Here is a 25,274-nt window from a genome sequence, read left to right on the forward strand (position 1 = left end):
CATCTCTTTCTTTTGATGTAATTATATAAAAGATTTACTAGAAATGATTTCTTTTAAAAAGTCATTTTCTGAAACCTTTTTTTCCATTGATAGATACGGGGTATATTCCGTGTTTTCTGCAACAAGCAGGCGCATTTTCATCGCAATAATTTCTTCAATCATTGAAAGTGCATGTCGTTTTTTCTTTGTACTAAAATAACGACTAATTTGGCTGATTCTGCTTATTAAAATAAATAGTAAAAACACAAAGAGAAGTATGAAGATAACTGTAAAAACTTGAACCTCTACTTCTTTTAATTCAAATAAAAGTCGACCTGCTAAAACCGCAAAGAAGATAATCATAAAATAACCAAAACCTTTTAACCAAACGAAATGATTATTTTTCTTATCCAGCTTGCTTTCAGATTTTATAAAATCAATTAATTCGTCGAGATCATCACGTGTTTTAAAACCATTTCTACAAAGATATGCATAAAATAAATACTCTCTAAGTTGCATAAACTCTTTAAAACTTCTTAATTTATAGCGCAAACGAAGAAAACGGCGTGCTCGCGCCACAATCATCCAATAAAATAAAATGATGATTAAACAGACATAACTAATAAAAATAGCAATTAAATAAGCTTTTAAATAGTAGACCCCGCAAACAAAAGCAACAGTCAGAAGGAGAAAAAGTAAAAGATAACTCTTCCACCATCTGCTAATAAAACTGTGTACTAAATTCCAATTTCCCAATTTTCGCTTATAAAAATAAATTAATTTATTGAATGAAATCATGGCACATCCCTCTTTCTATCTGATTCTAGTTTACCATGAGTTTACGTCAGAGAAAAGATGTAAACTTATTTATAATAAATCTTACCGCAAATCTGATAAATAGGCGATTTTAAATATTTGATGTGCGAGATAAATTGGTTAAAACTTCCGCATGATTTTCTAAACATATCGCGCTTTTATTTTGAATTATTTTTTAAAGTTAAAACAACGACCTCAGGATTATTTAATACACGGGGTACGAAGAAAACTGAATTCCCTAATCCACGACTAACAATGAGTTCTCTCCCATTTTGTTGATGGCTACCAGCTGTAATTTTCGGAAAAAAGCCCTGTCCCGGAGCAAAAAGTCCTTCTGTAAATGGCAAGCGGATTTGACCGCCATGAGCATGTCCAGCTAAGATCAAATCAACTGGCATGGTTTGATAAAGTGCCCAAAATTCCGGACGATGGGAAAGCAAAATCGTAAATTGATCTTCTCGAATATTTTTAGTTGCAGAGATAATATTTTCTTTTAAAACTTCTAGTCCTAGCTTGAATTTTTCAGATTTCGTAAGCTCTTCACCTTCTAATTCTTCCAGTGCAAAAGAAGGATCCGTCACACCTGCAACTACAATTGTCTCGCCCTCAGCTTCCAGCAAACAATGTTCATTTTCTAAAATGGTTACACCTGCTTGTTTTAAAAAAATAAGTAGCTCTTCATAAAAAGCACTACGCTGTTCATGATTGCCATTAATATAAAAGACTGGGCAAATTTTGACTAATTTACGTACTAAAGAAATAGCGACATCAATCCATTCGTCGCCATCTAACAAATCGCCAGTAAGGAAAATCCCAGTTGGCTCAACCCGTTTGACAATCTCTAATAATTTGTGGTTTGCACGTCCAAATTTACTACTATGTAAATCAGACAGTTGAATAAATTTTTTTCCCTTCCATTCAATTGGAATTTTAGTGGAACTAACCTCATATTCTGTGATTTGTAATTTCTTGGTTGAATAATAGGCATAGCCAGCGATCGCTGCTAAAGAACCCGCTAGCGTCATCCATCTTTTAGACATTTTGACTTCCTCTTTTACAATTTTTTCGTTATCCAAAAGCTGTGTTAGTGCGTGTGGGATATCATGGCTACGCCCACACGCACTAACGATAGCTTTATTTACTCGTCTTTTTTATTTGCTTTAGCTTGTTGCTCACGTGCTAGATCTTTATTCGCAATGGTTGGATTTTCTTTCTTGTTGTTTGGATCTTCTGCTGCTTTTTTCTGAAGTTCAAAGTATTTATCTAAAACTTGTTTAGCAATTTGCATGTTAATCTTATGATCTTGACCATTGACACGGTAACCCCAAGGAACGACCACAGAAATGGCGATTTTAGGATCCTTAGCAGGAGCATATCCAATGAAGGTTGTATTCCAAACTTCAGCCATCTTATTGCCTTTTTTTGGACCATCATAGAAGGCTTGTGCCGTACCAGTTTTCCCAGCCACATCGTAGTCACTTGATGTAAAGACACTTCTTGCTGTACCTGAAGAGCCATGTGTCACAAGATAAAAACCATCTCTAACCGTTTTCATTTGTTGTTCAGTAGCAGGAATTTTATTTAAAACAGTAGCATTTGATTTTGATTTTATTTTACCAAGTTCATCACCTTTGTCACTTGGATCACGAATTTCTTTAATTAAGGTTGGCTTTAGCCGCTTACCTCCATTGGCAATGGTTGCGCTATATTGGGCAAGTTGTAGCGGTGTATAAGAGTCATATTGTCCGATAGCAAAGTCAAGTAATTTACCGCCTACATCGTCTGGTCCTTTATAACCAACTTGTTCACCAGGTAAATCAATTTCTGTTTTAGCACCTAATCCGAACATCCGGTAATACTTTCTCATTTTAGAGAAGGTGTCTAAATTTGCATGAAGTGGCGCATCATAAACATACTTAGCACCAGACCATTTCATTGCGGTTTGGAACATATACGAGTTAGATGAACGCTCTAAAGCTTGTTCTGGATTTAAAGAGATATTATTATAGCCACTATTATTGAACCAAGAACTCTTCTTCTTCGTTCCTTTGATCTTAATTGGTTGGTCAACAAAGACAGTACTTGGTGTAATAACGCCATCCATCATCGCGCCAAGTTCAGTAGCACCCTTTACAGTTGAACCCATATTATAAGCGGTTGTGAAAGCACCAAGTGAATAATCCTCAAATTTACCTTTTTCATTCAAGCGCTGACCAGCCATAGCTAAAACTTGTCCATCCCTTGGATCCATTGCGACAACAAACGCTCGGTCGAACAAATCAGATTGCCCATAAGACTTACCTTGATTAATATTTGTGCGCAAAATTTCTTCGGTGGCTTTTTGCAAATTCACATCAAGCGAAAGAACTAGGTCTTTCCCGTTTTGACCAGCTTCTTTTTGGACCGTGTTAATAATATTATTGTTAGAATCAAGCACGGTTTCGTATTCTGCTTTTTTTCCAGCTAAGACCTTTTCATATTCGGATTCAAGATAGCTTTTTCCAACACGATCATTTCGGTTGTAGCCTTGTGATAAATAATATTTTACTTTATCTTCTGGCAAACCTTCTTTTTCAGTACTAACAGATCCTAAAATGGAGCGTAGCGTCTCATCATAAGGGTAATATCTATTCCAATTCATCGTGGAATCAACACCTGGAAGTTCATCTAGATTTTCACTAACACGTGCAATTTCACTTTGAGAAACATTTTTATCTTTAATAATTTGCTCACTTAACGCATAACCGTTTGTCATCCGCTTATAGAGTGTAGCAATTTTAATGTCTGTTTTAGTAAGCTTATCAAGGTCCGCTTTAGTCACTTCATTTAATTGAGCCTTGTACTGCTCATTAGAACTCTTTTCACGCTCTTTTTTTGTTAAACGTTTGCTTGATTCGTCTTCATTTGTTGCGATCCAGTAGTTTTTTAACGTACGTGTTGATATTTTTTCATCTGGAACATCGATCAAATTATTTAATTTCTTCGCCACTCGTAAAATCTCATCGTTTTGTGTTTTGCTGCTTCGTGTGTAAGTAATGGTGTTTACTGCGCTATTACCGACAAGTAAGTTGTAATGGCTATCATAAATCCCACCACGGGGCATATTTTTTTTGATCATTACATTATTGGTTCGTTCTGCTTTTTTCTTATACGAATTACCGTCAACAATTTGCACAACTCCGAGACGTAAAATAAGCGCTGAAAAAAGTAAAAAAACGATAAAAAATAAAATATTTAAACGAAGGGGTAGCACAGGAATCTTTTTCTTTTCTTTTTTATCAGTGTTAGGCGTTCGCCTTATACGAAATTTCACACATACAAATCCTTTCTTTAATGATTAAAATAAGGTAATAAAAACCCTGCTCTTTTTATTTTAACAGATTATCTCCAATTCGTCGTTTAAAGATTTCTTAAAAATGCATGAGAAATGATAGAAGCTTTTTTCTATCATTTCCTCATCAACAGTCACTAACTTAAGTTAGTATCACTCAAACATATCGTAGAAGTCTAGCCTCAAATTTTTACCTTTACGGCAATTTATTCCCAGCAGACAAATAAATGTCATACCATTCCTCACGCGTCAAGGTGACTTCGCTAGCCTTACTAATTTTTTGTAATCGTTCAGGCGTCATTGTCCCAACAATTGCTTGCATTTGTGCAGGATGATGCAAGATCCAAGCAATTGCAATTGCAGCGTTAGTTACATGATATTTTTCAGCCACTTGCTTTAATTTTTTATTAACTTCTGGAAATTTTTCATTATCTAGAAAAACGCCTTCAAAATAACCATATTGAAATGGAGACCAAGCTTGAATCGTCATCTGCTGAATCCTACTATATTCTAAGATCCCATTGTCACGGTTAATGCCCGCTTCATTGGTCATATTTACATTAAAACCTGCATCAATCATTCCTGTATGCTTAAGACCAAATTGAAGCTGATTAATGAGTAATTCTTGATTTACCGCCGTTTTCAGCAATTCAATTTGCATTGGATTTTGATTACTTACACCAAAATGACGGACTTTCCCCGCCTTTTCTAACTCATCAAATGCTGCTGCAACTTCTTCAGGCTCCATCAATGTGTCTGGGCGATGCAACAATAAAATATCCAAGTAGTCCGTTTTTAAGCGTTTTAAAGTACCATCTACCGAAGCAATAATATGTTTCTTTGAAAAATCAAAAAGACCTTTTCTGATCCCACATTTTGATTGTAGAATCATTTTTTCTCTTAAATGCGCTTTTTGCGAAACAACATTTGCAAAAATTTCTTCCGATTTTCCAGCTCCATAAATATCGGCATGATCAAAAAAATTAATTCCTTGTTCAAGCGCAGTCATCACTATTTTCTCAGCTTCATTTGTTGAAAGGTTGGCCATACGCATACAACCAAGTGCAATTGCCGGAGCTTTTATCTTTCCACCTAAATTAATTTGTTTCATGACTATTCCACCTTTCTTTCATTCATTATATGATAATTTTACGAAAAAACGTAGGATTTCACTTGAATGAGGAATTAGAACTGGTATTTTTCATTTATTTATTATACAATACCTTTTGTTGGCAAGTTTTCATGATGGAGAAATACCCAAGTCCGGCTGAAGGGGACAGACTCGAAATCTGTTAGGCGGTGTATGCCGCGCCGGGGTTCGAATCCCCGTTTCTCCGTTTTCCAGATTGATTTCTCATATAATTCTTAACGAATATAAAGCGAGTTTCAAGTTTAGTTGGATATGATATCCATTCGAAATCAATCTATGTCTTTTACCAGTATGGTTCTCTCTTTCCCATACTGGTTTTTTATCATTTTTTCAAAAAAAGAAAATCAGACAAGCAAGCTAAATACTAGAAGTAAAATGGCTAGCAGAAAACCATTAATCCAACTAAAAGTTTTCCAAAAAGCAGCTTTTAAATTCGGAAAATAAAGAGAAAAAATACGAAATCCAATTAAATTGGCTACTGAAGCAATGAGTGTTCCTATTCCGCCAATGTTTACACCTAACAAAACAGCATGCGCATGGGCAGAAAATGGCGCAATTAAAATTGCAGCAGGAACATTACTAATCAGCTGACTTACTATAGCTGAGCCAATTAAACTAGATAGTGGGCGCGTCAAAAGCTGCGGAAGAAAATGCTTCATCAAAGAAATAGACATTAAATTTCCAACAATTAAAAAGAAAAACACAAACGTAAGAAGTAGCCGATAATCGATTTTCCTAAATGCAGTACGATCAAAAAACAGCAGTACAATACATAATAGCGGAACAACGATAAAATATGGTATAAGCTTTAATACTGTCAAAACCATAGCTATAAATAGGAAAACAGGAACAATCACAGCTTTCTTATTTATGGTTTGAGTTTCCGAAATATTTGCTAGTGTGAGTTCTTTTAACGGGATTTTCAACGTTAACACGAATAAAAGCACGAGCGAAATAAACGATAATGGTAATAACCAGCGTAAGAATGTGACAATGCTTAAATGGTAGTAAGCAAATAAAAAAAGATTTTGCGGATTTCCAAATGGCAATAATACACTTCCCAAATTAGCCGCTATAATAAGTAAAACAACACTCCAAATAATTTCAGGAAAATCTTTTACCTTTTTTACAATCATAATAAAAATCGGGATTAAGCTTAAAAGCGCGACATCATTCGTTAAAATCATGGACGAAAAAAAGCAAGCCATACTAAACGACGAACAAGAACACGTGTAGATTTAGCACTCCTGATCATTTTTTCAGCTAGAACATTTAGTACGCCCACTCTTTCAAAAGATTTTATAACTAGCATCAAACCAAACAGTGAAAAAATCATCTTGACATCAATGTAAGAGATGGCAAATTTTCCATATAAGCAGCTAGCTATGGCAAGTAAAAATGAAATGGTAAATAACCAATCCTTTTTTAAAAACATTAATATTTTCATGCTTTAGCCCCTCAAGAATGAAATAGCGATTTAGACACATTTAATTCCCCATTTTAAAGTCTTTACTTGTTAGCTCAAACCTTCCCTTTAACCCCGGTGTGATATAAACTTTTTTATTTTTGCTTACAAAAATGGCTTCCACACCTTTTTGCTTCTTAATAAACTTAAGTCCACTTTCAATTCCTTCAGAAAAGGCTGCGGAACTAAGACCATCACCGGTAATTGATTGATCACTAATGATAGATACACCTGCAATATCATTATCAAATGGATAACCTGTTTTTGGATTAAATAAATGATGATATTTTTTCCCATCTACTTCTAAAAAGCGCTCATAAATACCGGAAGTCACAATTGATTTATTTTGTTCAGGTAATTTGCCAAGGATTGTTCCTCTTGGCGAAAAAGGATCTTGAATGCCGACATTCCAATCCCCACCTTTTGGACTTTCACCTTGAACAATTACATTTCCTCCTAAATCAATAATTGAAGTGGTAACGCCATTTGCTTTAAATACTTGTTCAACTTGATCGGCAATGAAACCTTTGGCAATGCCGCCTAAATCTAACTGCATTCCTGCTTTTTTTAGATAGACTGTTTTATTTTGATCGTTTAATTCGATGTTTTTATACCCGATTAGTGGTAACCGCTGATTAATTTCACTTTGTGCTGGTTTTCTAGCATCTGGAAAACCAATATGCCAAAGTGAAGTAATGGGACCAATTGAAATATCTTTAGAACCACCTGTTGCCTGACTATACTTTATCCCTTCTTTAATTAAATAATAAATATCGTTATCTACTTTAACTGGTTGTTTCCCACTTGCTGCATTGATCTTATCAACTTGTGAGCTCCTTTTTTCTTCGTCATTGACATCAATTTTATCAGCTAATTCTCGAACTCGCTTAAACCCTTTATCTAAAACAGCTTCTTTTCCGTTATCATAAATTTTTAACGTTACAACCGTCCCCATTAAAAATTCTGTTTTGGCATAAGGTGTTGTGATCAGATTCCGTGTATCCTTTTTTCCTGAAGAGTTACCGCTTGATGCACAGCTAGCAAGAAGTAGTGTTAAACAACTAAAAATAATGATTGTAAAGCCTTTTTTCTTCATAAACTCACCTCATAATTTATCCTACGCTAATAATGTATCCTTTATAACAAATGAAGTCAATATAAAAAAGAGCGGGAACCTTCTTTACACCAGGATCTCGCGTTCTGATATTCTCTGCTAAAAAAGGGTATAAGAAAATTAGCTTACACTAAAAAGGGGCGAAAAAGGTGAAACATAATAAAAAAAGTATTAGCCAAAACTTAAATATTTTACGTGCAGGAGTCCTTGGTGCCAATGATGGTATTGTTTCAACAGCGGGTATTGTTATTGGCGTTGCTGGTGCAACAACCCACCTCAATACCATTTTTATTTCTGGAATTGCTGGACTTGTTGCTGGGGCCTTATCGATGGCTGGCGGTGAATATGTTTCTGTCAGCACACAAAAAGACACCGAAAAAGCAGCAATCCAAACTGAACGAGAGGAAATTGCTGCTGATTATCAAGGTGAGTTAAAAGAACTGGCAACCTTTTATGAAAATAAAGGGCTAGCAAAAGATCTAGCCTACCAAGTAGCCTTTGAGTTAATGGCAAAAGATGCACTTAATGCTCATGCTGAATCGGAATTAGGACTAAATCCTAATAATTATGTTAATCCCTGGAACGCTGCACTTTCTTCTATGTTGTCTTTCTCAGTAGGCGCACTTTTACCACTTTTAACGATTTTGCTTTTCCCGCCTAATGTACGTATTGGGCTCACTTTTTTAGTTGTGCTAGCCTCTCTTGGGTTAACAGGGTATATCAGTGCTTACTTAGGCAGTGCTCCGAAACGAAATGCTGTTTTGCGCAACATGTGTGTTGGGATGCTAACAATGATCATCACGTACCTTGTTGGCTTATGGGTTGGTATTTAACCTAGATCTTGTCCAGTTAAAATAATGTAACAAAGCAAGAAAATATTTAAAGCAACAATCACAAGTGTTGCTAACCATGCTAACATTTTTACTGAGAAGGTATTAGCAAATTCACCCATTTTCTTCTTATCACTCGTAAATAATACGAGTGGAACAACAGCAAATGGTAATTGCAAGCTTAAGATCACTTGGCTCCATAAAAGTAAAGAGCCTGTCCCTTTTTCTCCGGCGATCAATGTCACAATAAAGACGGGGATAACTGCAAGCAGACGCGTAATCATTCTTCTAAGCCAAGGTTTCATTCGTAAATGGATAAAGCCTTCCATGACAATTTGTCCACTCAAAGTTCCTGTAATTGTTGAATTTTGTCCTGAAGCTAGTAATGCTACCGCAAAAAGTGTACTAGCAAGCCCCGTTCCAAGCGTTGGACCAAGCAAACGATAAGCTCCTTCGATTTCAGAAACATCTAATCCTTTTCCAAAAAATGCGGATGACCCAAGAATTAAGATTAATGAATTAATCGCAAAAGCAACCGTTAATGAAAACGTTGAATCAATTTTAGCAAATTTCACAGCCTCTTTTTTACCTGCTTTTGTTCGTTCATACTTTCTTGTTTGAACAAGTGAAGAGTGAAGGTATAGGTTATGAGGCATTACTGTTGCCCCTAAGATCCCGAGTGCAATAAACAGCATTTGCGGATTAGTAGCAATTTCAGTATGAGGCAAATAACCTTCTAAAATAGCGCTAACGGAAGGATGGCTAACTGCAACTTCAAAAATAAAAATGGCAAAAATCGTTATCATTAGAACAATGACGATCGACTCGATAATACGGAAGCCTTTTTTTTGCAATAAAAGGAGTAGTAACACATCGAGCGTCGTAATTGCTACGCCAGCTAGAAGTGGAATACCAAACAGCAAATTAAGCGCAATTGCCGAGCCGATAACTTCAGCAATATCTGTTGCAATAATGGCCAGTTCTGTTAAAACCCATAAAAAGAGCGCTACTTTCTTCCCAACTGCAGCTCGCGTAGCTTGGGCTAAATCCTTTCCAGTTGCAATTCCAAGTTTAGCTGACAATGTTTGGAGTAACATCGCAATTAAATTGGAAATTAAAATGACACTAAGCAGTGCATATCCAAATCTTGCCCCACCAGCGATAGATGTTGCCCAGTTCCCCGGATCAACGTAACCAACTGCAACAAGGGATCCTGGTCCCATAAAAGCAAGTAATTTTTTTAAGAAGCCCGCATTTTTGGGCACTGAAACGGAATTGTTTACTTCTTCTAAACTAACGTTGTGAGATTTGGAAATCCATGCTTTTTTTTCTTTCTTTTTTTTACAGGTTGATTCTTCTGATACCACATGTTCTCCTTCTTTCTAATCTGTTTCTAATTACATTTTGCCTTAAGGAAACTTTTTTGTCAATAGGAAAACATTATCAATAGCATTAAAAAAAAGCTGCTTTATTGCAGCTTTTAAACAAAAAATGGATTCGTTGTTTTCTCATGGCCAATTGTACTTGCTTCGCGATGTCCTGGATAAACAATCAACTCATCTGGTAAAGTAAAAAGTTCTGTCGTAATACTATGAAGCAATGTCTCCTTATCTCCTGTATACAAGTCTGTCCGCCCGATACTTCCTTTAAAAAGAGCGTCTCCAACGATCGCAAAATCATCAAAAATAAAACTAACACTACCGATTGAATGCCCCGGTGTCTCCACTACGCGAAACTTCATTCCATCAAAATCATACATTTTTAAATCGAATTCATATTCGGCAGGCTCAACAATAATTGGCGAAATCCCATACATGTCCATGTCAGCTGACCCGTTATGAAGCGGATTTCCCAACCATTCTTGTTCTTTGGTACTAACATAAACTGGAATTTCATAGGTTGAACGAATTTCAGTTACTGCACCAATATGATCTAAATGGCAATGCGTTAGTAAAATTGCAAGCGGCTTTACATTTTCTTGTGTTATTGCGTGCTCGATTTTTTCTTTATCTGCACCTGGATCAACAATAAGTGCTGATTTTCCATTATGAATAATATAGCAATTTTCTTCTAGACTTCCTGTTATTACTTGTTTTACAGTCAACATAGCTAGTCACACCTTTTCCTTTTCTTTTTATTATACCAAGTGGTAAAATTATATCACACTAAAGATAAAAACGGAGGGATACATAATGAGTAACACGATGCTACATACTTGCATTCGCGTGCGAGATTTAGAAAAATCATTAACTTTTTATCAAGAAGCTTTAGGATTAAGAGAAGTCCGTCGCAAAGATGTCCCAGAAAATAAGTTCACACTGGTTTATCTTGCTTTTGAAGAAAATGGTTTTGAATTAGAGTTAACCTATAATTATGATCAAATGAAAGCTTACGATATCGGTAATGGCTATGGTCACTTGGCAATTGGCGTCGATGATTTAAACGCAGCTCATGAAAAGCATGTAGCAAACGACTATACAGTAACAAAAATTTTCAGCTTACCAGGTTCGAAAACAATTTACTATTTTATTACCGATCCTGATGGCTATAAAACGGAAATCATTCAAAATAATACATTAAGCTAGGACATGTCCTAGCTTTTTTAATCATAATAAACGATCATGTAGTTCTTTCCTTTTTCTTGATCATAACCTTGAACAATATCGCTTTCCTCCAAATGCTCTAAGTCCTTGATAACAAGAGCCATATTCTTTCCTAGCTTAACCGTTTTACGCATTTTTTTTGCTAGTTTTTCAGCTCGCTCTTCGTCTAATTCAAATGTTTCTGGAAAGCGTATATTATTTTCGCGTTCAAAATTCTCAACTATTGTCTTAAATTCTGCTTGCTTCGCTGGTTGCAAAAGCGTTGATTCAGCAAAGCTTTGAATATCTAATGATTCTTCTGCTGCAAGATATTCACTCGTTGCTTTTACAAAATTAGATTTTTCATGAAGAGAATCTTCTTTTTGTTTAATATAATCTGTACAAATTTCAACAAAGCCTTCTGTATAAAAACGACTACTTGTTGTCTGCTCGATATTTAAAAAACGATTTTTCCAATAAACGGAATCATTTTTGTTCAGGCGATCAAGGACAAGTACTTTATTTCCTGATTCATTGTCACAATTAAAAATAAAACAGCCTTTATCGAGATCCATCCCATTAATGCCTTTGTCATAGCCAATTTCAAATTCTTCATTTTTAAAATTATTTTTCAAGAATACCTCTTTATTCTCGACTTTAAAGATACCGATTGCATCTGCCATTTCCCCGTCGGTAACAACATTTTCAACATGAAAAACCCACAGATCACCATTTTTAATATTTGGATGTGTAGACTCGCTGTATAAGTGTTTCAAGATATTCACTGTATCCTCAAGAAAATAACTTGGGTCGTTAAATATATTTTGGCAGTATGTATAAACTTCATTAAACTTCAATTCGGTCTCGTGTATAAAATGATAATATTTATCTTCTATAAAGGGTGCAAAAAAGATCGCACCTAAATGAACATTCAACTCAGAATGAATCTCTTCTAATACATTTCCCGCTGCTTCATAACCCTCTTCTTGTGCTTTATTTCCAACAAAATGAACAACTAAGCGATCTATTTTAGCATAAGAAAAATCCACCATTTTATCTCGTCCTATCTTTATTTATTCTATACCCAGTATAAAGAAATTTTGCCATGTACGCTAGCGCAAAACAAATAAATTCTGCTATACTAAGCTTAAAAAGGAGTAAAAAAATGCCAACAGAAGCTTTTATCCAAGCTGTCCATCAAACAGTAAAAAAGATTCCTAAGGGAAAAGTAACAACTTATGGACAAATTGCCTATATGATTAATCATCCTAAAAATGCTCGTTTAGTGGGAAATGTTTTACATCGTATAAATCCTAAGCTTAACCTACCCTGCCACCGAGTTGTTAATCATTCTGGACGACTTGTTCCTGGCTGGAATGAGCAACAAGCCCTGCTTCAAAAAGAAGGTGTTTTGTTTAAGTCAAATGGGAATGTAGATCTTAGACGTTACTTTTGGCAGGGATAGATTATGAGTACTTTCTCGCTCTATGGTTTAAGCAGTTTTAATATACTATCATTATCTTATGTCTTTATCACAATATAAAATGGGAAGCAAAAAATAAAAACATAATGAAAGATTCATTTTTTTGCCATAACCGACTAATATTTATTTAAATAAAATTCATTGTAATCGTCAATTATTTTTTATAGCAAAAAAATACCAACGACTAAACTTCAAAGTCGTTGGTATTAGTAGATACCGGCGGTCGGGGTCGAACCGACACTCCCTAATGGGAACTGGATTTTGAGATTCATCATTCAGTTTTCTGATATATTTTTTGAGTTCCTGTTGATATTTTATGGCGCTGTATAGCCAATTTTATTTTCTATTATTTTTTATGCGTTTCCCTAAACACTTAATTTTGATAGTCAAATTGATGTTCATTTTCACAAAATGGCTTTGTTATGAATGGTAATTTGATTTCTTATTTTTTAGATAATTATGAAATGGTTATACTAAAGTGGACACTAAAAATACGCGGATTTGAGAAAGGACACTTTTATACAACGAAAAAACTACTCCATAGAATTTAAACGACAGGCTGTTAGCCTGATCTTGGTAGATATGCAACCCGTAAGATTGGTTTCTAAACAACTAGAAGTACATGAGAACACGCTTTATCGCTGGGTAGCGGAGTATGAACAATACCTAGTAATTTTTCTGAATTCTTTTATCGTGTCAGATAGCCTGTCTTCTTCCTGACTACTATGAAAAGTCACATTCTCCACTCCCCATTTTAGTTTTCTATCTTGCGCTAATATTAATTATTATGAATGCTGTCAAGCTCCAGCGCGATATTCGACAGTAATCATAAAATGTCTGATAGTTGCTTAGAGACTCAAAGTTTAGGACACATTCTATTTTTATCCCATCTATATGCTAGGACTGTAAGCGAGCACCACAACAGAAGGATGACTGCATATCCCAGTAGGATATTTGTGTTCTCTCCAGATACGACATCCATGGTAGCAGCAGAAGTATTGTATATTTTCGATACCGTAAGAAGCATTAAATTTTTTAAATCATAACCCCCTAGGTTAGGTAAAAGTAACATGTATACGAACAAAACAACAATACTAACCAAGGTAGAGCGTATCACCGTCGTTAAAATAAAGAAGAAAACGCCAAATAAAATCAAAACTAAGATTTGATACACCACCTGTAAAGGCAGTTCTCCTAAATAATTAACACTTGTATTAGGCTGAACTCCCATTATGGCATTGAATACATACTGAATGCCTATAGAAAGTATGATGGTTATGAAAACAGTCGCAATGGCAACTAATAGGATGGATAAAAGTTTGCTGAAAAAGAAGTTTTTATAGCCATTCAACAACAACTGACTCTTCGCTGTTTTATATTTGAAATCGTAATTCGCTAGTTGACAACTATATATACCAAAAATCAATGGTAAGAGTAAAATAGCAATCGATGTGAAAATTTGATTGGGTGCATTTAACGGATTTAATGCCACCTTGGCTGCAATGACACGGTAATAATCATATTTCAGAATGTTACTAATTTCTTCTGAATTGCCATTCTTTTTCACCTCTAGTTCCTCTGATAGTGCTTGTTTTAAAGTAATGCCATCTTTCTTATATACCTCCATCGTTCTATCGAAATCTGCCTCTTTTTGATGAAGTGCACTATACTGTGCGTAGCTAGAAAAGCCACACAGAACAAGGACAAATAGGAACAGTATGATAAAATAGTTAGCCTTCCATTGATAAAACAACTGCATCTTCACATTATCCCACATATTTTTCATAGACGCTCTCCAAATCTGTAAATTCATTTATATCTACATGAGTCAATGACGTATGATGAATAACAAACACTTCATCCAGGATTCGATTATAAAAATCAAACTGATGACCACAAACTAAAATAAGCATTTCCTTTTTGTAGGATAGCAACAAGTTTTTCACTTGCTTTGCCGTCTCGTAATCTAGGCCGTTGGATACTTCATCCAATATAAGCATTTCTGGTTGTGTAAATATGGCGATCAGTATTGACAAAATCTTTTTTTGTCCTAACGAATAAGTCTTTACTTTTCTCTTTAACACACTATCATCTATGTATTCCAACAATACTAACGATTCTTCTTTCTTCAAAGCTCTTCTCACCAAAAGTTTTATATTATCGTATCCATTTAAATGAGTATATACGTTTGATTCATCAAAGACCGCGGCAATTCTTAACGGCTTTATAATATCACCTGTATAGTTTTCAAATCCCATAATACAGTTGAAAAATGTGGTTTTACCCGCGCCATTTTTGCCAAGAAAAAAAATAATGCCGTTGGAATCCAGCTTTAAATGAAAGCCATCTAGTATTTTTTTTTGATCATATGTCTTCTCTAAATTAATAATTTCCAGCATCTCACTACCTCTTCCATCCACTGTTAGTCATCCGAAGATAATGCAGCTACACGTTTAGGGACACCAAACCTGCAACTGCCTTCTCTATTCAAATGGTGCTTTTATTTTAAATATCCTGAACCATTAGACTTCACTCTGTAGTAATCGGATCTATCGAATTGAGCGACTGAAATATCGCCCCACGGCGTTGGTGATCCAATTTTATAGGTTTTAGTTCCTCGATAATCTTTATATCCTGAACCATTTGCATAGTTTGAAATGCCCTTTTTCTTAATGATATTCGGGAAAATATACCCTGCTTCTTGCCACTTACTATTTTCTGCTACCCTCGTTCCATTGTATTTGTAACTAATGAAATCCTTACACCACGCAGCAAACCCACCTCTTTTATAAGAATATGTTTTATTTTTGTATGCTGCTGCTCGCAACATGACACTATTGGAACCCGTTTCTGCATCTTCTGTTATTTCTTCCTCTACTCCAACACTATCAATTTCAGAAATAGCTTGTGTTGCATCAATATCAAAATTCGTAATTTCTTGTGATGTGACTGCCTCCGTATCATTTTCTTCCGCATTCGCTTGTAGAGCTGGTGCCGCCACTGTGAACGTAAGTGAACATGATAATGATAATGCAATCGTTTTTACCTTTTTTTTGCTCCATACCTTTAATATAATGAATTCCCCTCTTTTATCTATATTTTTTTAACAGTCTTAATTGTATAATCATTGCATTATCGTGTCAAACATTATTGACATTGATCCAATATAAAAACTAGGGCTACTCATAAATTGTTTATCCTGTTTTTTTCAGTTGGCTTTTTTTAACTTAAAAAGGGTGAGATTGAATAAAGCTTTATTATCATTACTTGTCAAGACTTATTGTAGTTCTTGTTCATAAAGGGTATAGTGATAAAATACGGCATTATCCTCTTTAAATAAAAATCTACAAGTAGATTGATCTACTTATAGATTCTTGCAAACAAAACTTACTTATATTTAATCAGTGATCTAATAGAAGGAGGAGTTTTATGCGATTGTGGCACGAACAACTTATTCCACTATTAATCTCGTCAACAATTACTTGGACAACATAGAGAATGTTGTGCATTAAGAGGTAGAGGATGGAGAAAGTCACATTCTACTGTTAATTATATCTTTACCCATCCTCCTTATCGGCTATTTCAATACCACAAAAAGGTTATGGACGAGATGACAAAAAGAGGGTATGCAGTTACTTCACTGTGGTACAATCCTTATTATCGTGGTAAAAACTGTTTCTCTTATCTTCCGACGGATATACTTTTATTAAAAGAAAGCTTTCCTATTTATCCAGAACATGACTCTGCCTATTTCAAAACTTGTCTCGAAAACTTAAAACAAAAAGATATTTATATAGAAATTAAATAACCTAGATAAGTTAATCATTTCCATATAAAAACCAGGATGATTCATAAATCGTTTATCCTGGTTTTTTCAGTTAGATGTTTTTTAACTTAAAAATGACCTAACCGATATATAGAACCCAAAGGTTATACACATTATACTGAGACAAAAGACAAGTAACGAATAAACATTACTTGTCTTTTGTCTTTTTATCTAAGTGTTTTAGCGTTTCTATATCTAGCCCTGTATAACGCTGAACGATTTCAAGTGACATACGATCTGCTAATAATTGTTTAGCTAACCAATGTTTTTCTTCTTCTCGGCCTTTTTCTTCAGCATATTCAATTGATGCTTTATAATCTTCTCTTGCTTTCTCTAGCACATCTACCATCTCGCGTTCCTCCTTCGCTAAGTTTTGATAAGCAATGATTTCGCTGGCTTCTTGAATATATTCTGGTGCTTCCCCATCTACTTTACCCAGATTAAAATAGTCTAACCAATATTTTACATGCCGTTTCGTTTTTTCAGTCGGATGTTTTTTAAGCTCAAAAAAGGTAAGATTGAATAAAGCTTTATTCTCAGTATTGGTCAAGACTTGCTGTAGTTCTTGTTCATAAAGGGTATAGTGATGAAGTAAAGCATTATCCTCTTTAAATAAATGAAAGTCGACTATATTAATGCCGTAGGTTGGATAGAGCGCACTATATTTAGCTCCCGATTTCTTGGGATCTACGGTCATCGTCCATAATTTGACACGTACTTGTCTGCTAGATAATATAAAGCACGCTCTTTAAAATAGCTTTGAGGATTGACTTGAATTTCAATTGTCACAAGCGTTCCATCTGCTAGTCGAGCCAACACATCCACTTCCGTATAAAATAATTTGTTCTCTTCTTTGGAGGCTTTGTAAAAAGTTTCGATGCTATATGGATTATCAATCGTCACATCTTCTACGTCTAAGTTCAAGATGTCTTGAATAAAACCAATCAGAATGTGACGCCATTTGGGGCTGGCGAAGACTTTTTTAAATAACAAATCATTTTTAGCTGTCCATCTCTGTTCTGCCATTCTTTGCCTCCTTTATCCGTCTTTCCTTTATTATAAAGGAATTTCTTATGAGAAACAATTTCATCTGAGAAAAAAATCGAATAAATACTTCATTTATGAGATAATAGAGTAGATAGGGAGGATTGAAATATGTATATAAAAAATAAATGGCTTTTATTAATGGGTATTATTCTTTTAATCATTCTTTTATGCTTTTTTAATTCTTTAGAATCTACAATCAAGCTCATTGGCTTTATTTTAGTAGGTTTTCTAATTGGTAATTCTTTAGATACTAAAAATAATGACAAACGTAACTAGTTTACGTTTGTCATTATTTTTATCGAGCTGTGATCGTAGCTGGAACATACATAACACAATTCAAGCTAACGCCTCTTCCTCTATCTACTTTACTCATAGCCCAAGCAACTCCACTTCCAAATAAACTAATAGGGCCTAAAAATTTGGCAGCAAGTTTTAATCCATTTTTAGCTAAAAATTTACTAATCCCTTTTGCTGCACCTAATCCGCCAACAATACCACCAATCGCTAGATAATCGTTTAAATCATTGACTGCTTTATGTGAAAATTGAATTTGTGCTCCCCACCATTTATAGTAAACAGCTACATAAGGTGATTTTTTCGTTTGGAATAAAGATGTCGGATTTCCAGATACAGAAGTTGTAATGGTTTTTTGAGAAGAATTAACTGTTATGTAGGAACTTTGTAGAGATTCTATAATACTGGCATTAACCTCTTGAATTGATTGTCTTATTTGTTTTTGCTCTTTTAATGTTAATTTAGCTAAATTTTCTTCTGAGATATAGAAAAGTTGATCTTTTATGACTATTAGGGAATCCACTTTATCAATTAACTTTTGGGAAAGGTTATTTTCTTCTCCCTTTTCAGTCACATTAGATGTTTCTACCTTATTATTAGAATTAGCCAAAACAGATACTGCAGGAGCCACTGGTGTAAAAATCAGACTACCAATTAAAACTGGGGACATAACTTTTAATAACTTTTCTTTTTTTAGTTTCATTTTATCATCTCCTTATATAACATACATATAGTATACAAGAAAACGGATACATGAAGCAAACTTTTAATTAACTATCAAATAAGCCATACAAGATAAGCATTCATTTAACTCCCATTTTATATTTTTAATTCACGACTCTTGTCACGTTAAAAAATACTTCTCTCGATAGCGTCTAAATGTAGAACGACTCATTCCGGCTTTCCTCGCTGCTTCTGCTTCACTACATCCCTGCTGCAACAAATAAAAGGCATGTTGTAGATTTTCACTTTTTTCTGTGTATTTTGGTTTTCTTCCCTTATACTTACCTGCCACTTTGGCTAATTGAATGCCTTGTTGCTGACGTTCAATAATTCGCTTTCTCTCAGACTCTGCTTGATACTTATACAATTCTAAAATTAAATTATTTAATAGTAACCGTAAATTCTCATCTTGGATCCCATTTAATTGTGGCAAATTTAATACTTCCAATGTCGCACCTTTTTGTTTTATCTGATCCATGATCGTCGTTAAATCCTGATTATTTCTTCCAAGACGATCTAATTCTGTAACAATGACCAGATCACCTTTACGAATATACGTTAACATTTTTTCTAATTCTGGTCGTTCTTTTGTTTTTCCACTCATTTTATCAATGAATACTTTTTGACAAGTGGAAAGTTGTTGGACTTGTCTTTCAATATTTTGTTCACTAGAGCTTACTCGTATATATCCAATTTTTTCCATAACGATCACCTATTTCAAAATTCATTTTGGACAGTTCTATTGAACACCCTATGAAATCAAGTATATCAATAAATCCAAAAGTGTTCAATAGCGTATACTCTATTGGCATTAAAAAAACTCTTTATTTAACTTTTATTTTTAAATTTTAAACATAGGTGTGCTTGAATCTGGAGGAACACTTGGTTTCGAAATTTTAATACTCAAAGGCATTGAAAAATCTACTCCTGTTAAAATAGCTTCTCCCTCACCAAGTACAGGCAAATAGGATAAGATTTCCGAATTGGCAGAAGAACAAGATTGTCGGATTGCTTCTTTATCATTATAATTTATAAGTCTATGCACTATAAATGTTCCCATCTGTGATAATGTTCCAGCTGGAATATCTCTAGGCATCTGTGTTGCTATACATAGAAACAAACCAAATTTCCGACTTTCTTTTGATATTTGCTCAAAGGAACTAAGGGCTGTAGATTGAAAGAAATCATCCACAACTATTTTATTTAGAAATTGATGCGCTTCATCTAATATTAGCACTATCGGATTGTCTTTAAAATGTTTTTCTCGTGCTAATTTAAGAAGATATCTACCAATGGCATTAGCTAAAATTTCACGTGCTTGGAACTCATAGCCTATACTCTCAAAGCCTATCCTCAAAATAAAATTTCCCTGTTGTTCTTCAGCGATAAATTGCTTAATAATTTCCGTTAGACTTTGCTCGTCTTGCTTTTCATCACTAAAATTAAAGGCATCATTATATATTTTTGTATTTACTAAATTATGTATTCTACTAACCATCCCATAACAAAAATTAGCATTATTTTCATAAGGTTTACCAAATTTTTTATGATCTGTAAAATCGGTTGGATATATACATTCCTTAAGTACTTGATTCCCTAATTGTAAGATATCTAATTCTAAATTTGTAGTTTCAATTTCACTAAAGTTTTCTTTCATATACTTCTCATATAATTTGATACTATTATTTGGTTTGACTATTAACCCATTATTAACAAACGGAGCCAAAAAAGGACGACTCGTTGCAACATCATTATTTTCTTGATAAATTTTAACAGCTTTTAAAGAACGTATCGCTTCTAACAATTTGGGTTTCTGAACCCCTTCAGACGGTTTTATTAAAAAGAATAAGTCCTCCTTTGTTAACTTCTGATATGGGAAAAAAGCACCTTCTCCCATGGTAACTGATTGAACACCTTTTTCAATCACCGAATATTCTCCAGTAGGATCTAATAAAATAACTTTAGACTTATTATTCACCATATTATCAATGAGTTTTGCTATTGTATAGCTCTTCCCTCCGCCTGTTGTCCCAACAATAGCGCAATGTCGATTAAAAAGAGCTTGTTGACTTACACATACTTCCGTATCTAAATTTGAAGTTAAACATCCTAAATTAACATAAGGAACTTCTTTACTATCTTTTTGCCCAAAATTTTTAACATACTTTTCGATAAAACCACTTGGACATACAAATACTTTTGCCCCTATATTAGGAAAGGCATTTAATGTATGTTTGGCTTTTCCATCAAAATAATCAAATGACAGTAACACCTCGATTGTTGCTGTCGGATGAAAATCCGAATTTTGAAATGACTTTTCTGATAAAGCTAGCCTCTCTTTCTCGGGTAAGTTAATTTCAGAAATTTTACCAATAAATCCATCATTTTCGGCTTCGATAGTAACAAAATTTCCTACTAGCCCACCATTAAATTCTTCTCCAGAAAAAATTGTTTTATTTAGTAAAGTGGATGATGGAAAATGTACTTTTACAAATTGAGGACTTACATGGCTGATATAACCGATAAAATAATTGTTGTCAAATGGGTGCTTCTTAACCATCATAATCCCCCCCTTCGTTCTGAGCATAAATTTTAGAACCCGGATATGTCTGTACAAATTCTTCAAATGTTTGTCCCGTTAATACTACATTTCCAGTTTGAGAAACTTTAGTATGCAACTTTTCATACCTATTCTTTTGACAAGCATCCGGAGAAACTAATATTACCGTTATACTAGAATTGACATTTAAGGCTTCAAAAATCATTGCATTAATATGTTCATCTCCAAAACTATAGCCAATAATTATCAGAAGAGTGTTTTTAGCTCTGGTTTCTTGTTGAAAGCGACTCATCATTTCAAAAAAAGGTTGTCGATACGAGCTCTCGTACTTATTAGAGCTGGGATATATCATCAAAGCTTCGCCCTTTTCACCCTTAATCACATCATCTTCATTTCCTTGTTCCCAATCAATTGATCCATGAGGTTTATAAATATGAACAACATTTGAAACGAAGTTATCTTCTAATACATTTTTATTCGTTATTCTTGTTACCACATCTAAATCAAAATTTGTTCCCTTGAACTTTCTAGGATAATTAAAAGAAAAACCATCAATAATCATATAGCCATTCTTTTCAGCAGCTTGTTCAAATAAAGTATCATAATTTAATGTAAATATTTTTGGTCGTGTGTATTTCATTTTTTTCGATACTAATTTTTTTAAAAATATCTGATGCCAATTATCGTTGGGCAGTTTTAATGTACAGCATGTTTTCACCATTTTTTTAAGTTCCTTGATGAATTTGTCTACCTTTTTATCTTTATGTACATATTGATATAATTGAGCGTGTGTAAGTAATTTTTCTATGTCTGTAGTTTCTCCCTCTTCTTTTAAATCTTTAAACTTTATAATTTTACAAACCTTCTGAATTCTATCATAGGAAAACTTATTCTCAGCTTCTTCCCAAAGGCCACTCATCAATTTTCCTTGTTTACTCCCATTACCTACTTTATAAGAACTTCCTGCACCCGTTAAAATAATCGTATTTTCATACTGTCTTTTTAAATGTTTATGTAAAAAATTTTTTCTATGTCTTGCTGCTACATCTTTCCACTCCTCTCCTTTTAATTTTTCTTCTTCATCTATCTCCACACCATTTATTTTCACCTGATTTTCATTACACGTAATTTCATTTCGACCATCTTTATATATTATCCCTTTTTTCAAGCTAATTCTCTCCTTTATAGTTAGAATTTTTCACTTCATTAACATCAATTAAAAGCATTTGGTCAAAATCTAAATTTCACCTTGTTTAAAAAACAGAAATTTCTCAAGTTAATTATAGCATGAAAATTTGAATGATTATACTAAAGTGGACACTAAAAATACGCGGATTTGAGAAAGGACACTTTGATGCAACGAAAAAACTATTCCATCGAATTTAAACGACAGGCTGTTAGTCTGATCTTGGTAGATAAGCAACCCGTAAGATTGTTTCTAAACAACTAGAGAAGTACATGAGAACACGCTTTATCGCTGGGTAGCGGAGTATGAACAATACGGAGAACGAGCTTTTCCAGGAAAAGGAAGTCGAGAATTTGCTACGCAAAAAGAAAAGAAACGTTTAGAAACAGAAAATCGTCGACTGAAGGAGGAGTTGGCCCTCCTAAAAAAGCTCCAAGTTTTTCTCAAGCAAAGCCACAGGTAGTTTTTGAGTATATTAACATAACCTTTCCGGAATACCTGTTAAAAGAGTGTGCGCCTATTTAGGTGTATCTCGTTCAGGCTATTATAAATTTTTACAACATACACCTTCGCCTCTTGAAATTGAAAATGTCACACTAGCTGAACTCATCCAAACCATTTTCTTCCTCCGTAAAGGGCGATATGGTGCGAGAAGGATACAGATGGTCTTAAAAAAAGAATATGCAATGACTGTAAGTCAGAAAAGAATTGGACGTTTACTTTCTAAGCAAGGATTGTACACGAAAGGAAGACGTCGGAGATACCATAAGCAGAGAGCAATACTCTACAAGTCCCCTAACTTAGTCAAGCAAAACTTTCACGCTCAAAGACCTAATCAAATCTGGTTTGGCGATATTAGCTATATCCCTACACACGAAGGTACTCTTTACTGTAGTGTTTTTATCGATTGTTTCACACGAAAGTGTGTTGGCTTTTCCATCCGTGAACAGATGAAAGATGCTCTCGTCATTGACAGCCTCGAATGGGGCCATTCATCGAGAAAAACCTAAAAAGGGATTGATTGTCCATACAGATCAGGGCGCCCAATATACAGGGTATCGATTTTATGAATGCGTTACAACTCACCTTTTGTTCATAGCCAGTCACACAAAGGAAATCCTTATGATAATGCGATGATGGCGTCTTTTTATAAAACATTAAAGCGAGAAGTATTCCCGTCTAAAACATACTTAACCAAGGCACAAGCTCGATTAGAGCTCACTGATTATCTGGAAACATATTATAATTACAAGCGAATTCATTCTAGTTTGAACTTTCAAACCCCGATTGAATTTGAACATTTTCACGAATTCGCTTAATTTTAGTGTCCACTTTTCTATTGACATTCCAAAATTATTCTTCTTTTTGTGTCTATTTTATTGACATTGATCCAGTCAAAATGATAGTCAATTATTTTTTATAGCAAAAAAATACCAACGACTAAACTTCAAAGTCGTTGGTATTAGTAGATACCGGCGGTCGGGGTCGAACCGACACTCCCTAATGGGAACTGGATTTTGAGTCCAGCGCGTCTGCCAATTCCGCCACGCCGGCATGTTATCTAGTCTAATGGAGGCGCCAACCGGATTTGAACCGGTGATAAAGGTTTTGCAGACCTCTGCCTTACCACTTGGCTATGGCGCCATGCTTTTCAAGAAGCGGAAGACGGGGTTCGAACCCGCGACCCCCACCTTGGCAAGGTGATGTTCTACCACTGAACTACTTCCGCGAAAAACTGGGCCAGCTGGATTCGAACCAACGCATGACGGAGTCAAAGTCCGTTGCCTTACCGCTTGGCTATGGCCCATTGCTTTAAAACAATCAAAAAGGGCGGATGATGGGAATCGAACCCACGAATGTCGGAACCACAATCCGATGCGTTAACCACTTCGCCACACCCGCCACAAAATTCATGGCAGGGGCAGTAGGAATCGAACCCACACTGGAGGTTTTGGAGACCTCTGTTCTACCGTTAAACTATGCCCCTATAAAAATATTACTGGTGGAGGAGAGTGGATTCGAACCACTGAACCCTAAGGAGCGGATTTACAGTCCGCCGCGTTTAGCCACTTCGCTACTCCTCCAATATTTAGTTAAAAAGTGGCTTGGGACAGAATCGAACTGCCGACACCTTGAGCTTCAATCAAGTGCTCTACCAACTGAGCTACCAAGCCTTAATGGCGGTTCCGACGGGATTTGAACCCGCGATCTCCTGCGTGACAGGCAGGCATGTTAACCCCTACACCACGGAACCGAATTGCGGGGACAGGATTTGAACCTGCGACCTTCGGGTTATGAGCCCGACGAGCTACCAGACTGCTCCACCCCGCGATAATATTATGGTGGAGGTTAACGGGATCGAACCGCTGACCCTCTGCTTGTAAGGCAGATGCTCTCCCAGCTGAGCTAAACCTCCATGGAATGTATATAAATTATTATTTATTTGATAATAAATAAAATGACCCGTACGGGATTCGAACCCGTGTTACCGCCGTGAAAGGGCGGTGTCTTAACCGCTTGACCAACGGGCCAGAATAATAGAAAAGGAAGAGAAACGGAGAGCAAGGGATTCGAACCCTTGAGACGGTTGACCCGCCTACACGGTTTCCAACCGTGCTCCTTCGGCCTCTCGGACAGCTCTCCAAGAATGGCTCCACAGGCAGGACTCGAACCTGCGACCGATCGGTTAACAGCCGATTGCTCTACCAACTGAGCTACTGTGGAATAAAAATCAAAGCCCGGCAGCGACCTACTCTCACAGGGGGAAGCCCCCCACTACCATCGGCGCAGAGAAGCTTAACTACCGTGTTCGGGATGGGAACGGGTGTGACCTTCTCGCCATTGCTACCAGACTTATTCATTGAAAGATGATTCTTTCAAAACTAGAT

Annotated in this window: 26 protein-coding genes, 15 tRNA genes, 1 rRNA gene and 2 pseudogenes; 10 read left to right on the plus strand and 34 right to left on the minus strand. The window is 35.3% G+C overall.

Translation table 11 applies throughout. From position 1 onward, the window contains the following. Positions 1 to 21: 21 nt before the first annotated feature. The 4 genes from G6Q10_RS07115 to G6Q10_RS07130 form a co-directional block, all read right to left on the minus strand. Positions 22 to 777: a hypothetical protein gene (locus G6Q10_RS07115; RefSeq protein ID WP_163654619.1), complete on the minus strand. Its 756-nt coding sequence runs from the start codon at positions 775 to 777 to the stop codon at positions 22 to 24. Between the two features lie 176 nt (positions 778 to 953). Then, positions 954 to 1,835, minus strand: a complete 882-nt coding sequence (locus G6Q10_RS07120) for a metallophosphoesterase (protein ID WP_163654621.1) — start codon at positions 1,833 to 1,835, stop codon at positions 954 to 956. Between the two features lie 98 nt (positions 1,836 to 1,933). Beyond that, positions 1,934 to 4,108: a peptidoglycan D,D-transpeptidase FtsI family protein gene (locus G6Q10_RS07125; protein ID WP_232057800.1), complete on the minus strand. Its 2,175-nt coding sequence runs from the start codon at positions 4,106 to 4,108 to the stop codon at positions 1,934 to 1,936. A gap of 214 nt (positions 4,109 to 4,322) precedes the next feature. Then, positions 4,323 to 5,237, minus strand: a complete 915-nt coding sequence (locus tag G6Q10_RS07130) for an aldo/keto reductase (protein WP_163654623.1) — start codon at positions 5,235 to 5,237, stop codon at positions 4,323 to 4,325. A gap of 136 nt (positions 5,238 to 5,373) precedes the next feature. Here G6Q10_RS07130 and G6Q10_RS07135 point away from each other — a divergent pair. After that, positions 5,374 to 5,463 (plus strand) — tRNA-Ser (locus tag G6Q10_RS07135). Between the two features lie 157 nt (positions 5,464 to 5,620). On the opposite strand, the gene G6Q10_RS07140 is transcribed toward G6Q10_RS07135, so the two are convergent. Genes G6Q10_RS07140 through G6Q10_RS07150 form a run of 3 tightly spaced genes read right to left on the minus strand, consistent with a single transcriptional unit; the run spans position 5,621 to position 7,837 of the window. Further along, positions 5,621 to 6,463: an SLC13 family permease gene (locus G6Q10_RS07140; RefSeq protein ID WP_163654624.1), complete on the minus strand. Its 843-nt coding sequence runs from the start codon at positions 6,461 to 6,463 to the stop codon at positions 5,621 to 5,623. Further along, the gene (locus G6Q10_RS07145; protein WP_163654626.1) at positions 6,460 to 6,723 is read right to left on the minus strand and encodes a transporter permease; all 264 of its coding nucleotides are present in this window, start codon (positions 6,721 to 6,723) and stop codon (positions 6,460 to 6,462) included. The genes G6Q10_RS07140 and G6Q10_RS07145 overlap by 4 nt, the downstream gene beginning before the upstream one ends. A gap of 40 nt (positions 6,724 to 6,763) precedes the next feature. Beyond that, positions 6,764 to 7,837 carry an FAD:protein FMN transferase gene (locus G6Q10_RS07150; protein ID WP_163654628.1) on the minus strand — a complete coding sequence of 358 codons (1,074 nt, stop codon included), beginning with the start codon at positions 7,835 to 7,837 and terminating at the stop codon, positions 6,764 to 6,766. 167 nt (positions 7,838 to 8,004) lie between these two features. Here G6Q10_RS07150 and G6Q10_RS07155 point away from each other — a divergent pair, with 167 nt between their 5' ends. Next, positions 8,005 to 8,688, plus strand: a complete 684-nt coding sequence (locus G6Q10_RS07155; protein ID WP_163654630.1) for a VIT1/CCC1 transporter family protein — start codon at positions 8,005 to 8,007, stop codon at positions 8,686 to 8,688. Here the strand turns inward: G6Q10_RS07155 and G6Q10_RS07160 are convergent. Together G6Q10_RS07160 and G6Q10_RS07165 are read right to left on the minus strand one after the other, a co-directional pair. Continuing rightward, a complete protein-coding gene (locus G6Q10_RS07160) occupies positions 8,685 to 10,052 on the minus strand; it encodes an Nramp family divalent metal transporter (RefSeq protein WP_163654632.1) in 1,368 nt (455 codons plus the stop codon). The genes G6Q10_RS07155 and G6Q10_RS07160 overlap by 4 nt on opposite strands. A 113-nt stretch (positions 10,053 to 10,165) precedes the next feature. Further along, positions 10,166 to 10,792, minus strand: coding sequence for an MBL fold metallo-hydrolase (locus tag G6Q10_RS07165; RefSeq protein ID WP_163654634.1), 627 nt, complete (start codon positions 10,790 to 10,792; stop codon positions 10,166 to 10,168). Positions 10,793 to 10,877: 85 nt separating this feature from the next. Between G6Q10_RS07165 and G6Q10_RS07170 the strand changes: the two genes are divergently transcribed. Then, complete coding sequence (locus tag G6Q10_RS07170) at positions 10,878 to 11,270, plus strand: lactoylglutathione lyase (protein WP_163654636.1); 393 nt, start codon at positions 10,878 to 10,880, stop codon at positions 11,268 to 11,270. A 17-nt stretch (positions 11,271 to 11,287) separates the two neighbouring features. Here the strand turns inward: G6Q10_RS07170 and G6Q10_RS07175 are convergent, their stop codons facing one another. Further along, entirely contained in the window at positions 11,288 to 12,319 is a 1,032-nt protein-coding gene (locus G6Q10_RS07175) for a nucleoid-associated protein (RefSeq protein WP_163654638.1), read from the minus strand. Positions 12,320 to 12,432: 113 nt separating this feature from the next. Between G6Q10_RS07175 and G6Q10_RS07180 the strand changes: the two genes are divergently transcribed. Together G6Q10_RS07180 and G6Q10_RS10150 are read left to right on the plus strand one after the other, a co-directional pair. Then, positions 12,433 to 12,732: an MGMT family protein gene (locus G6Q10_RS07180; RefSeq protein ID WP_163654640.1), complete on the plus strand. Its 300-nt coding sequence runs from the start codon at positions 12,433 to 12,435 to the stop codon at positions 12,730 to 12,732. A gap of 519 nt (positions 12,733 to 13,251) precedes the next feature. Further along, a complete protein-coding gene (locus G6Q10_RS10150; RefSeq protein ID WP_163654642.1) occupies positions 13,252 to 13,470 on the plus strand; it encodes a transposase in 219 nt (72 codons plus the stop codon). A 136-nt stretch (positions 13,471 to 13,606) separates the two neighbouring features. Here the strand turns inward: G6Q10_RS10150 and G6Q10_RS07190 are convergent, their stop codons facing one another. The 3 genes from G6Q10_RS07190 to G6Q10_RS07200 form a co-directional block, all read right to left on the minus strand. Next, on the minus strand, positions 13,607 to 14,536 hold the full coding sequence (locus tag G6Q10_RS07190; RefSeq protein WP_163654644.1) for an ABC-2 transporter permease: 930 nt from the start codon (positions 14,534 to 14,536) through the stop codon (positions 13,607 to 13,609). Beyond that, positions 14,517 to 15,170, minus strand: a complete 654-nt coding sequence (locus G6Q10_RS07195; RefSeq protein WP_163654646.1) for an ATP-binding cassette domain-containing protein — start codon at positions 15,168 to 15,170, stop codon at positions 14,517 to 14,519. Before G6Q10_RS07195 ends, G6Q10_RS07190 begins: the two co-directional genes overlap by 20 nt. Positions 15,171 to 15,250: 80 nt before the next feature. Further along, on the minus strand, positions 15,251 to 15,751 hold the full coding sequence (locus G6Q10_RS07200; protein WP_232057801.1) for a lacticin RM: 501 nt from the start codon (positions 15,749 to 15,751) through the stop codon (positions 15,251 to 15,253). Positions 15,752 to 16,279: 528 nt separating this feature from the next. Between G6Q10_RS07200 and G6Q10_RS07205 the strand changes: the two are divergent. Then, positions 16,280 to 16,558: pseudogene (locus G6Q10_RS07205) on the plus strand (pyrimidine dimer DNA glycosylase/endonuclease V); the annotation flags it as partial. 166 nt (positions 16,559 to 16,724) lie between these two features. Here the strand turns inward: G6Q10_RS07205 and G6Q10_RS10125 are convergent. Together G6Q10_RS10125 and G6Q10_RS10130 are read right to left on the minus strand one after the other, a co-directional pair. After that, positions 16,725 to 17,273 carry an Rpn family recombination-promoting nuclease/putative transposase gene (locus G6Q10_RS10125; protein ID WP_163654647.1) on the minus strand — a complete coding sequence of 183 codons (549 nt, stop codon included), beginning with the start codon at positions 17,271 to 17,273 and terminating at the stop codon, positions 16,725 to 16,727. Beyond that, positions 17,270 to 17,602 carry a PD-(D/E)XK nuclease family transposase gene (locus tag G6Q10_RS10130; protein ID WP_163654649.1) on the minus strand — a complete coding sequence of 111 codons (333 nt, stop codon included), beginning with the start codon at positions 17,600 to 17,602 and terminating at the stop codon, positions 17,270 to 17,272. Before G6Q10_RS10130 ends, G6Q10_RS10125 begins: the two co-directional genes overlap by 4 nt. Positions 17,603 to 17,731: 129 nt before the next feature. Here G6Q10_RS10130 and G6Q10_RS07220 point away from each other — a divergent pair, with 129 nt between their 5' ends. After that, the gene (locus G6Q10_RS07220; protein WP_163654651.1) at positions 17,732 to 17,899 is read left to right on the plus strand and encodes a hypothetical protein; all 168 of its coding nucleotides are present in this window, start codon (positions 17,732 to 17,734) and stop codon (positions 17,897 to 17,899) included. Positions 17,900 to 17,918: 19 nt separating this feature from the next. Here the strand turns inward: G6Q10_RS07220 and G6Q10_RS07225 are convergent, their stop codons facing one another. The 4 genes from G6Q10_RS07225 to G6Q10_RS07240 all read right to left on the minus strand — a co-directional run bounded on the left by G6Q10_RS07225 (position 17,919) and on the right by G6Q10_RS07240 (position 22,368). Beyond that, complete coding sequence (locus G6Q10_RS07225) at positions 17,919 to 18,620, minus strand: cell surface protein (RefSeq protein WP_163654653.1); 702 nt, start codon at positions 18,618 to 18,620, stop codon at positions 17,919 to 17,921. 141 nt (positions 18,621 to 18,761) lie between these two features. Further along, positions 18,762 to 19,343: a recombinase family protein gene (locus G6Q10_RS07230; protein ID WP_163654655.1), complete on the minus strand. Its 582-nt coding sequence runs from the start codon at positions 19,341 to 19,343 to the stop codon at positions 18,762 to 18,764. A 138-nt stretch (positions 19,344 to 19,481) separates the two neighbouring features. Beyond that, entirely contained in the window at positions 19,482 to 21,203 is a 1,722-nt protein-coding gene (locus G6Q10_RS07235; RefSeq protein ID WP_232057802.1) for an ATP-binding protein, read from the minus strand. Beyond that, entirely contained in the window at positions 21,193 to 22,368 is a 1,176-nt protein-coding gene (locus tag G6Q10_RS07240) for an SIR2 family protein (RefSeq protein ID WP_232057803.1), read from the minus strand. Before G6Q10_RS07240 ends, G6Q10_RS07235 begins: the two co-directional genes overlap by 11 nt. A gap of 295 nt (positions 22,369 to 22,663) precedes the next feature. On the opposite strand from G6Q10_RS07240, the pseudogene G6Q10_RS10155 reads away from it, so the two are divergent. The 3 genes and pseudogenes from G6Q10_RS10155 to G6Q10_RS10160 form a co-directional block, all read left to right on the plus strand. Then, positions 22,664 to 22,849, plus strand: a pseudogene (locus G6Q10_RS10155) (transposase); the annotation flags it as partial. A gap of 46 nt (positions 22,850 to 22,895) precedes the next feature. Beyond that, on the plus strand, positions 22,896 to 23,396 hold the full coding sequence (locus tag G6Q10_RS07250; RefSeq protein WP_163654657.1) for an IS3 family transposase: 501 nt from the start codon (positions 22,896 to 22,898) through the stop codon (positions 23,394 to 23,396). A 60-nt stretch (positions 23,397 to 23,456) separates the two neighbouring features. Further along, positions 23,457 to 23,705 carry an integrase core domain-containing protein gene (locus G6Q10_RS10160; RefSeq protein ID WP_163654659.1) on the plus strand — a complete coding sequence of 83 codons (249 nt, stop codon included), beginning with the start codon at positions 23,457 to 23,459 and terminating at the stop codon, positions 23,703 to 23,705. A gap of 151 nt (positions 23,706 to 23,856) precedes the next feature. Here the strand turns inward: G6Q10_RS10160 and G6Q10_RS07260 are convergent. From G6Q10_RS07260 to rrf, 15 genes are all read right to left on the minus strand, one after another. After that, positions 23,857 to 23,940: transfer RNA gene (locus tag G6Q10_RS07260), tRNA-Leu, on the minus strand. Between the two features lie 16 nt (positions 23,941 to 23,956). Beyond that, positions 23,957 to 24,030: transfer RNA gene (locus G6Q10_RS07265), tRNA-Cys, on the minus strand. A gap of 13 nt (positions 24,031 to 24,043) precedes the next feature. Beyond that, positions 24,044 to 24,115: transfer RNA gene (locus tag G6Q10_RS07270), tRNA-Gly, on the minus strand. 6 nt (positions 24,116 to 24,121) lie between these two features. Beyond that, a tRNA-Gln gene (locus G6Q10_RS07275) sits at positions 24,122 to 24,193 on the minus strand. 22 nt (positions 24,194 to 24,215) lie between these two features. After that, a tRNA-His gene (locus G6Q10_RS07280) sits at positions 24,216 to 24,288 on the minus strand. A gap of 11 nt (positions 24,289 to 24,299) precedes the next feature. Continuing rightward, positions 24,300 to 24,373, minus strand: a tRNA-Trp gene (locus G6Q10_RS07285). 13 nt (positions 24,374 to 24,386) lie between these two features. Further along, positions 24,387 to 24,470, minus strand: a tRNA-Tyr gene (locus tag G6Q10_RS07290). 17 nt (positions 24,471 to 24,487) lie between these two features. Further along, a tRNA-Phe gene (locus tag G6Q10_RS07295) sits at positions 24,488 to 24,560 on the minus strand. 4 nt (positions 24,561 to 24,564) lie between these two features. Next, positions 24,565 to 24,640, minus strand: a tRNA-Asp gene (locus G6Q10_RS07300). Positions 24,641 to 24,643: 3 nt separating this feature from the next. Then, a tRNA-Met gene (locus G6Q10_RS07305) sits at positions 24,644 to 24,717 on the minus strand. 9 nt (positions 24,718 to 24,726) lie between these two features. Beyond that, positions 24,727 to 24,802, minus strand: a tRNA-Val gene (locus tag G6Q10_RS07310). A gap of 43 nt (positions 24,803 to 24,845) precedes the next feature. Next, a tRNA-Glu gene (locus G6Q10_RS07315) sits at positions 24,846 to 24,917 on the minus strand. Between the two features lie 24 nt (positions 24,918 to 24,941). Further along, positions 24,942 to 25,029 (minus strand) — tRNA-Ser (locus tag G6Q10_RS07320). A gap of 5 nt (positions 25,030 to 25,034) precedes the next feature. Then, positions 25,035 to 25,110: transfer RNA gene (locus tag G6Q10_RS07325), tRNA-Asn, on the minus strand. Between the two features lie 12 nt (positions 25,111 to 25,122). Further along, a 5S ribosomal RNA gene (rrf, locus tag G6Q10_RS07330) occupies positions 25,123 to 25,238 on the minus strand. Between the last annotated feature and the right edge of the window lie 36 nt (positions 25,239 to 25,274).

The sequence above is a fragment of the Listeria sp. PSOL-1 genome (assembly GCF_902806445.1).
Classification (GTDB): Bacteria; Bacillota; Bacilli; order Lactobacillales; family Listeriaceae; genus Listeria.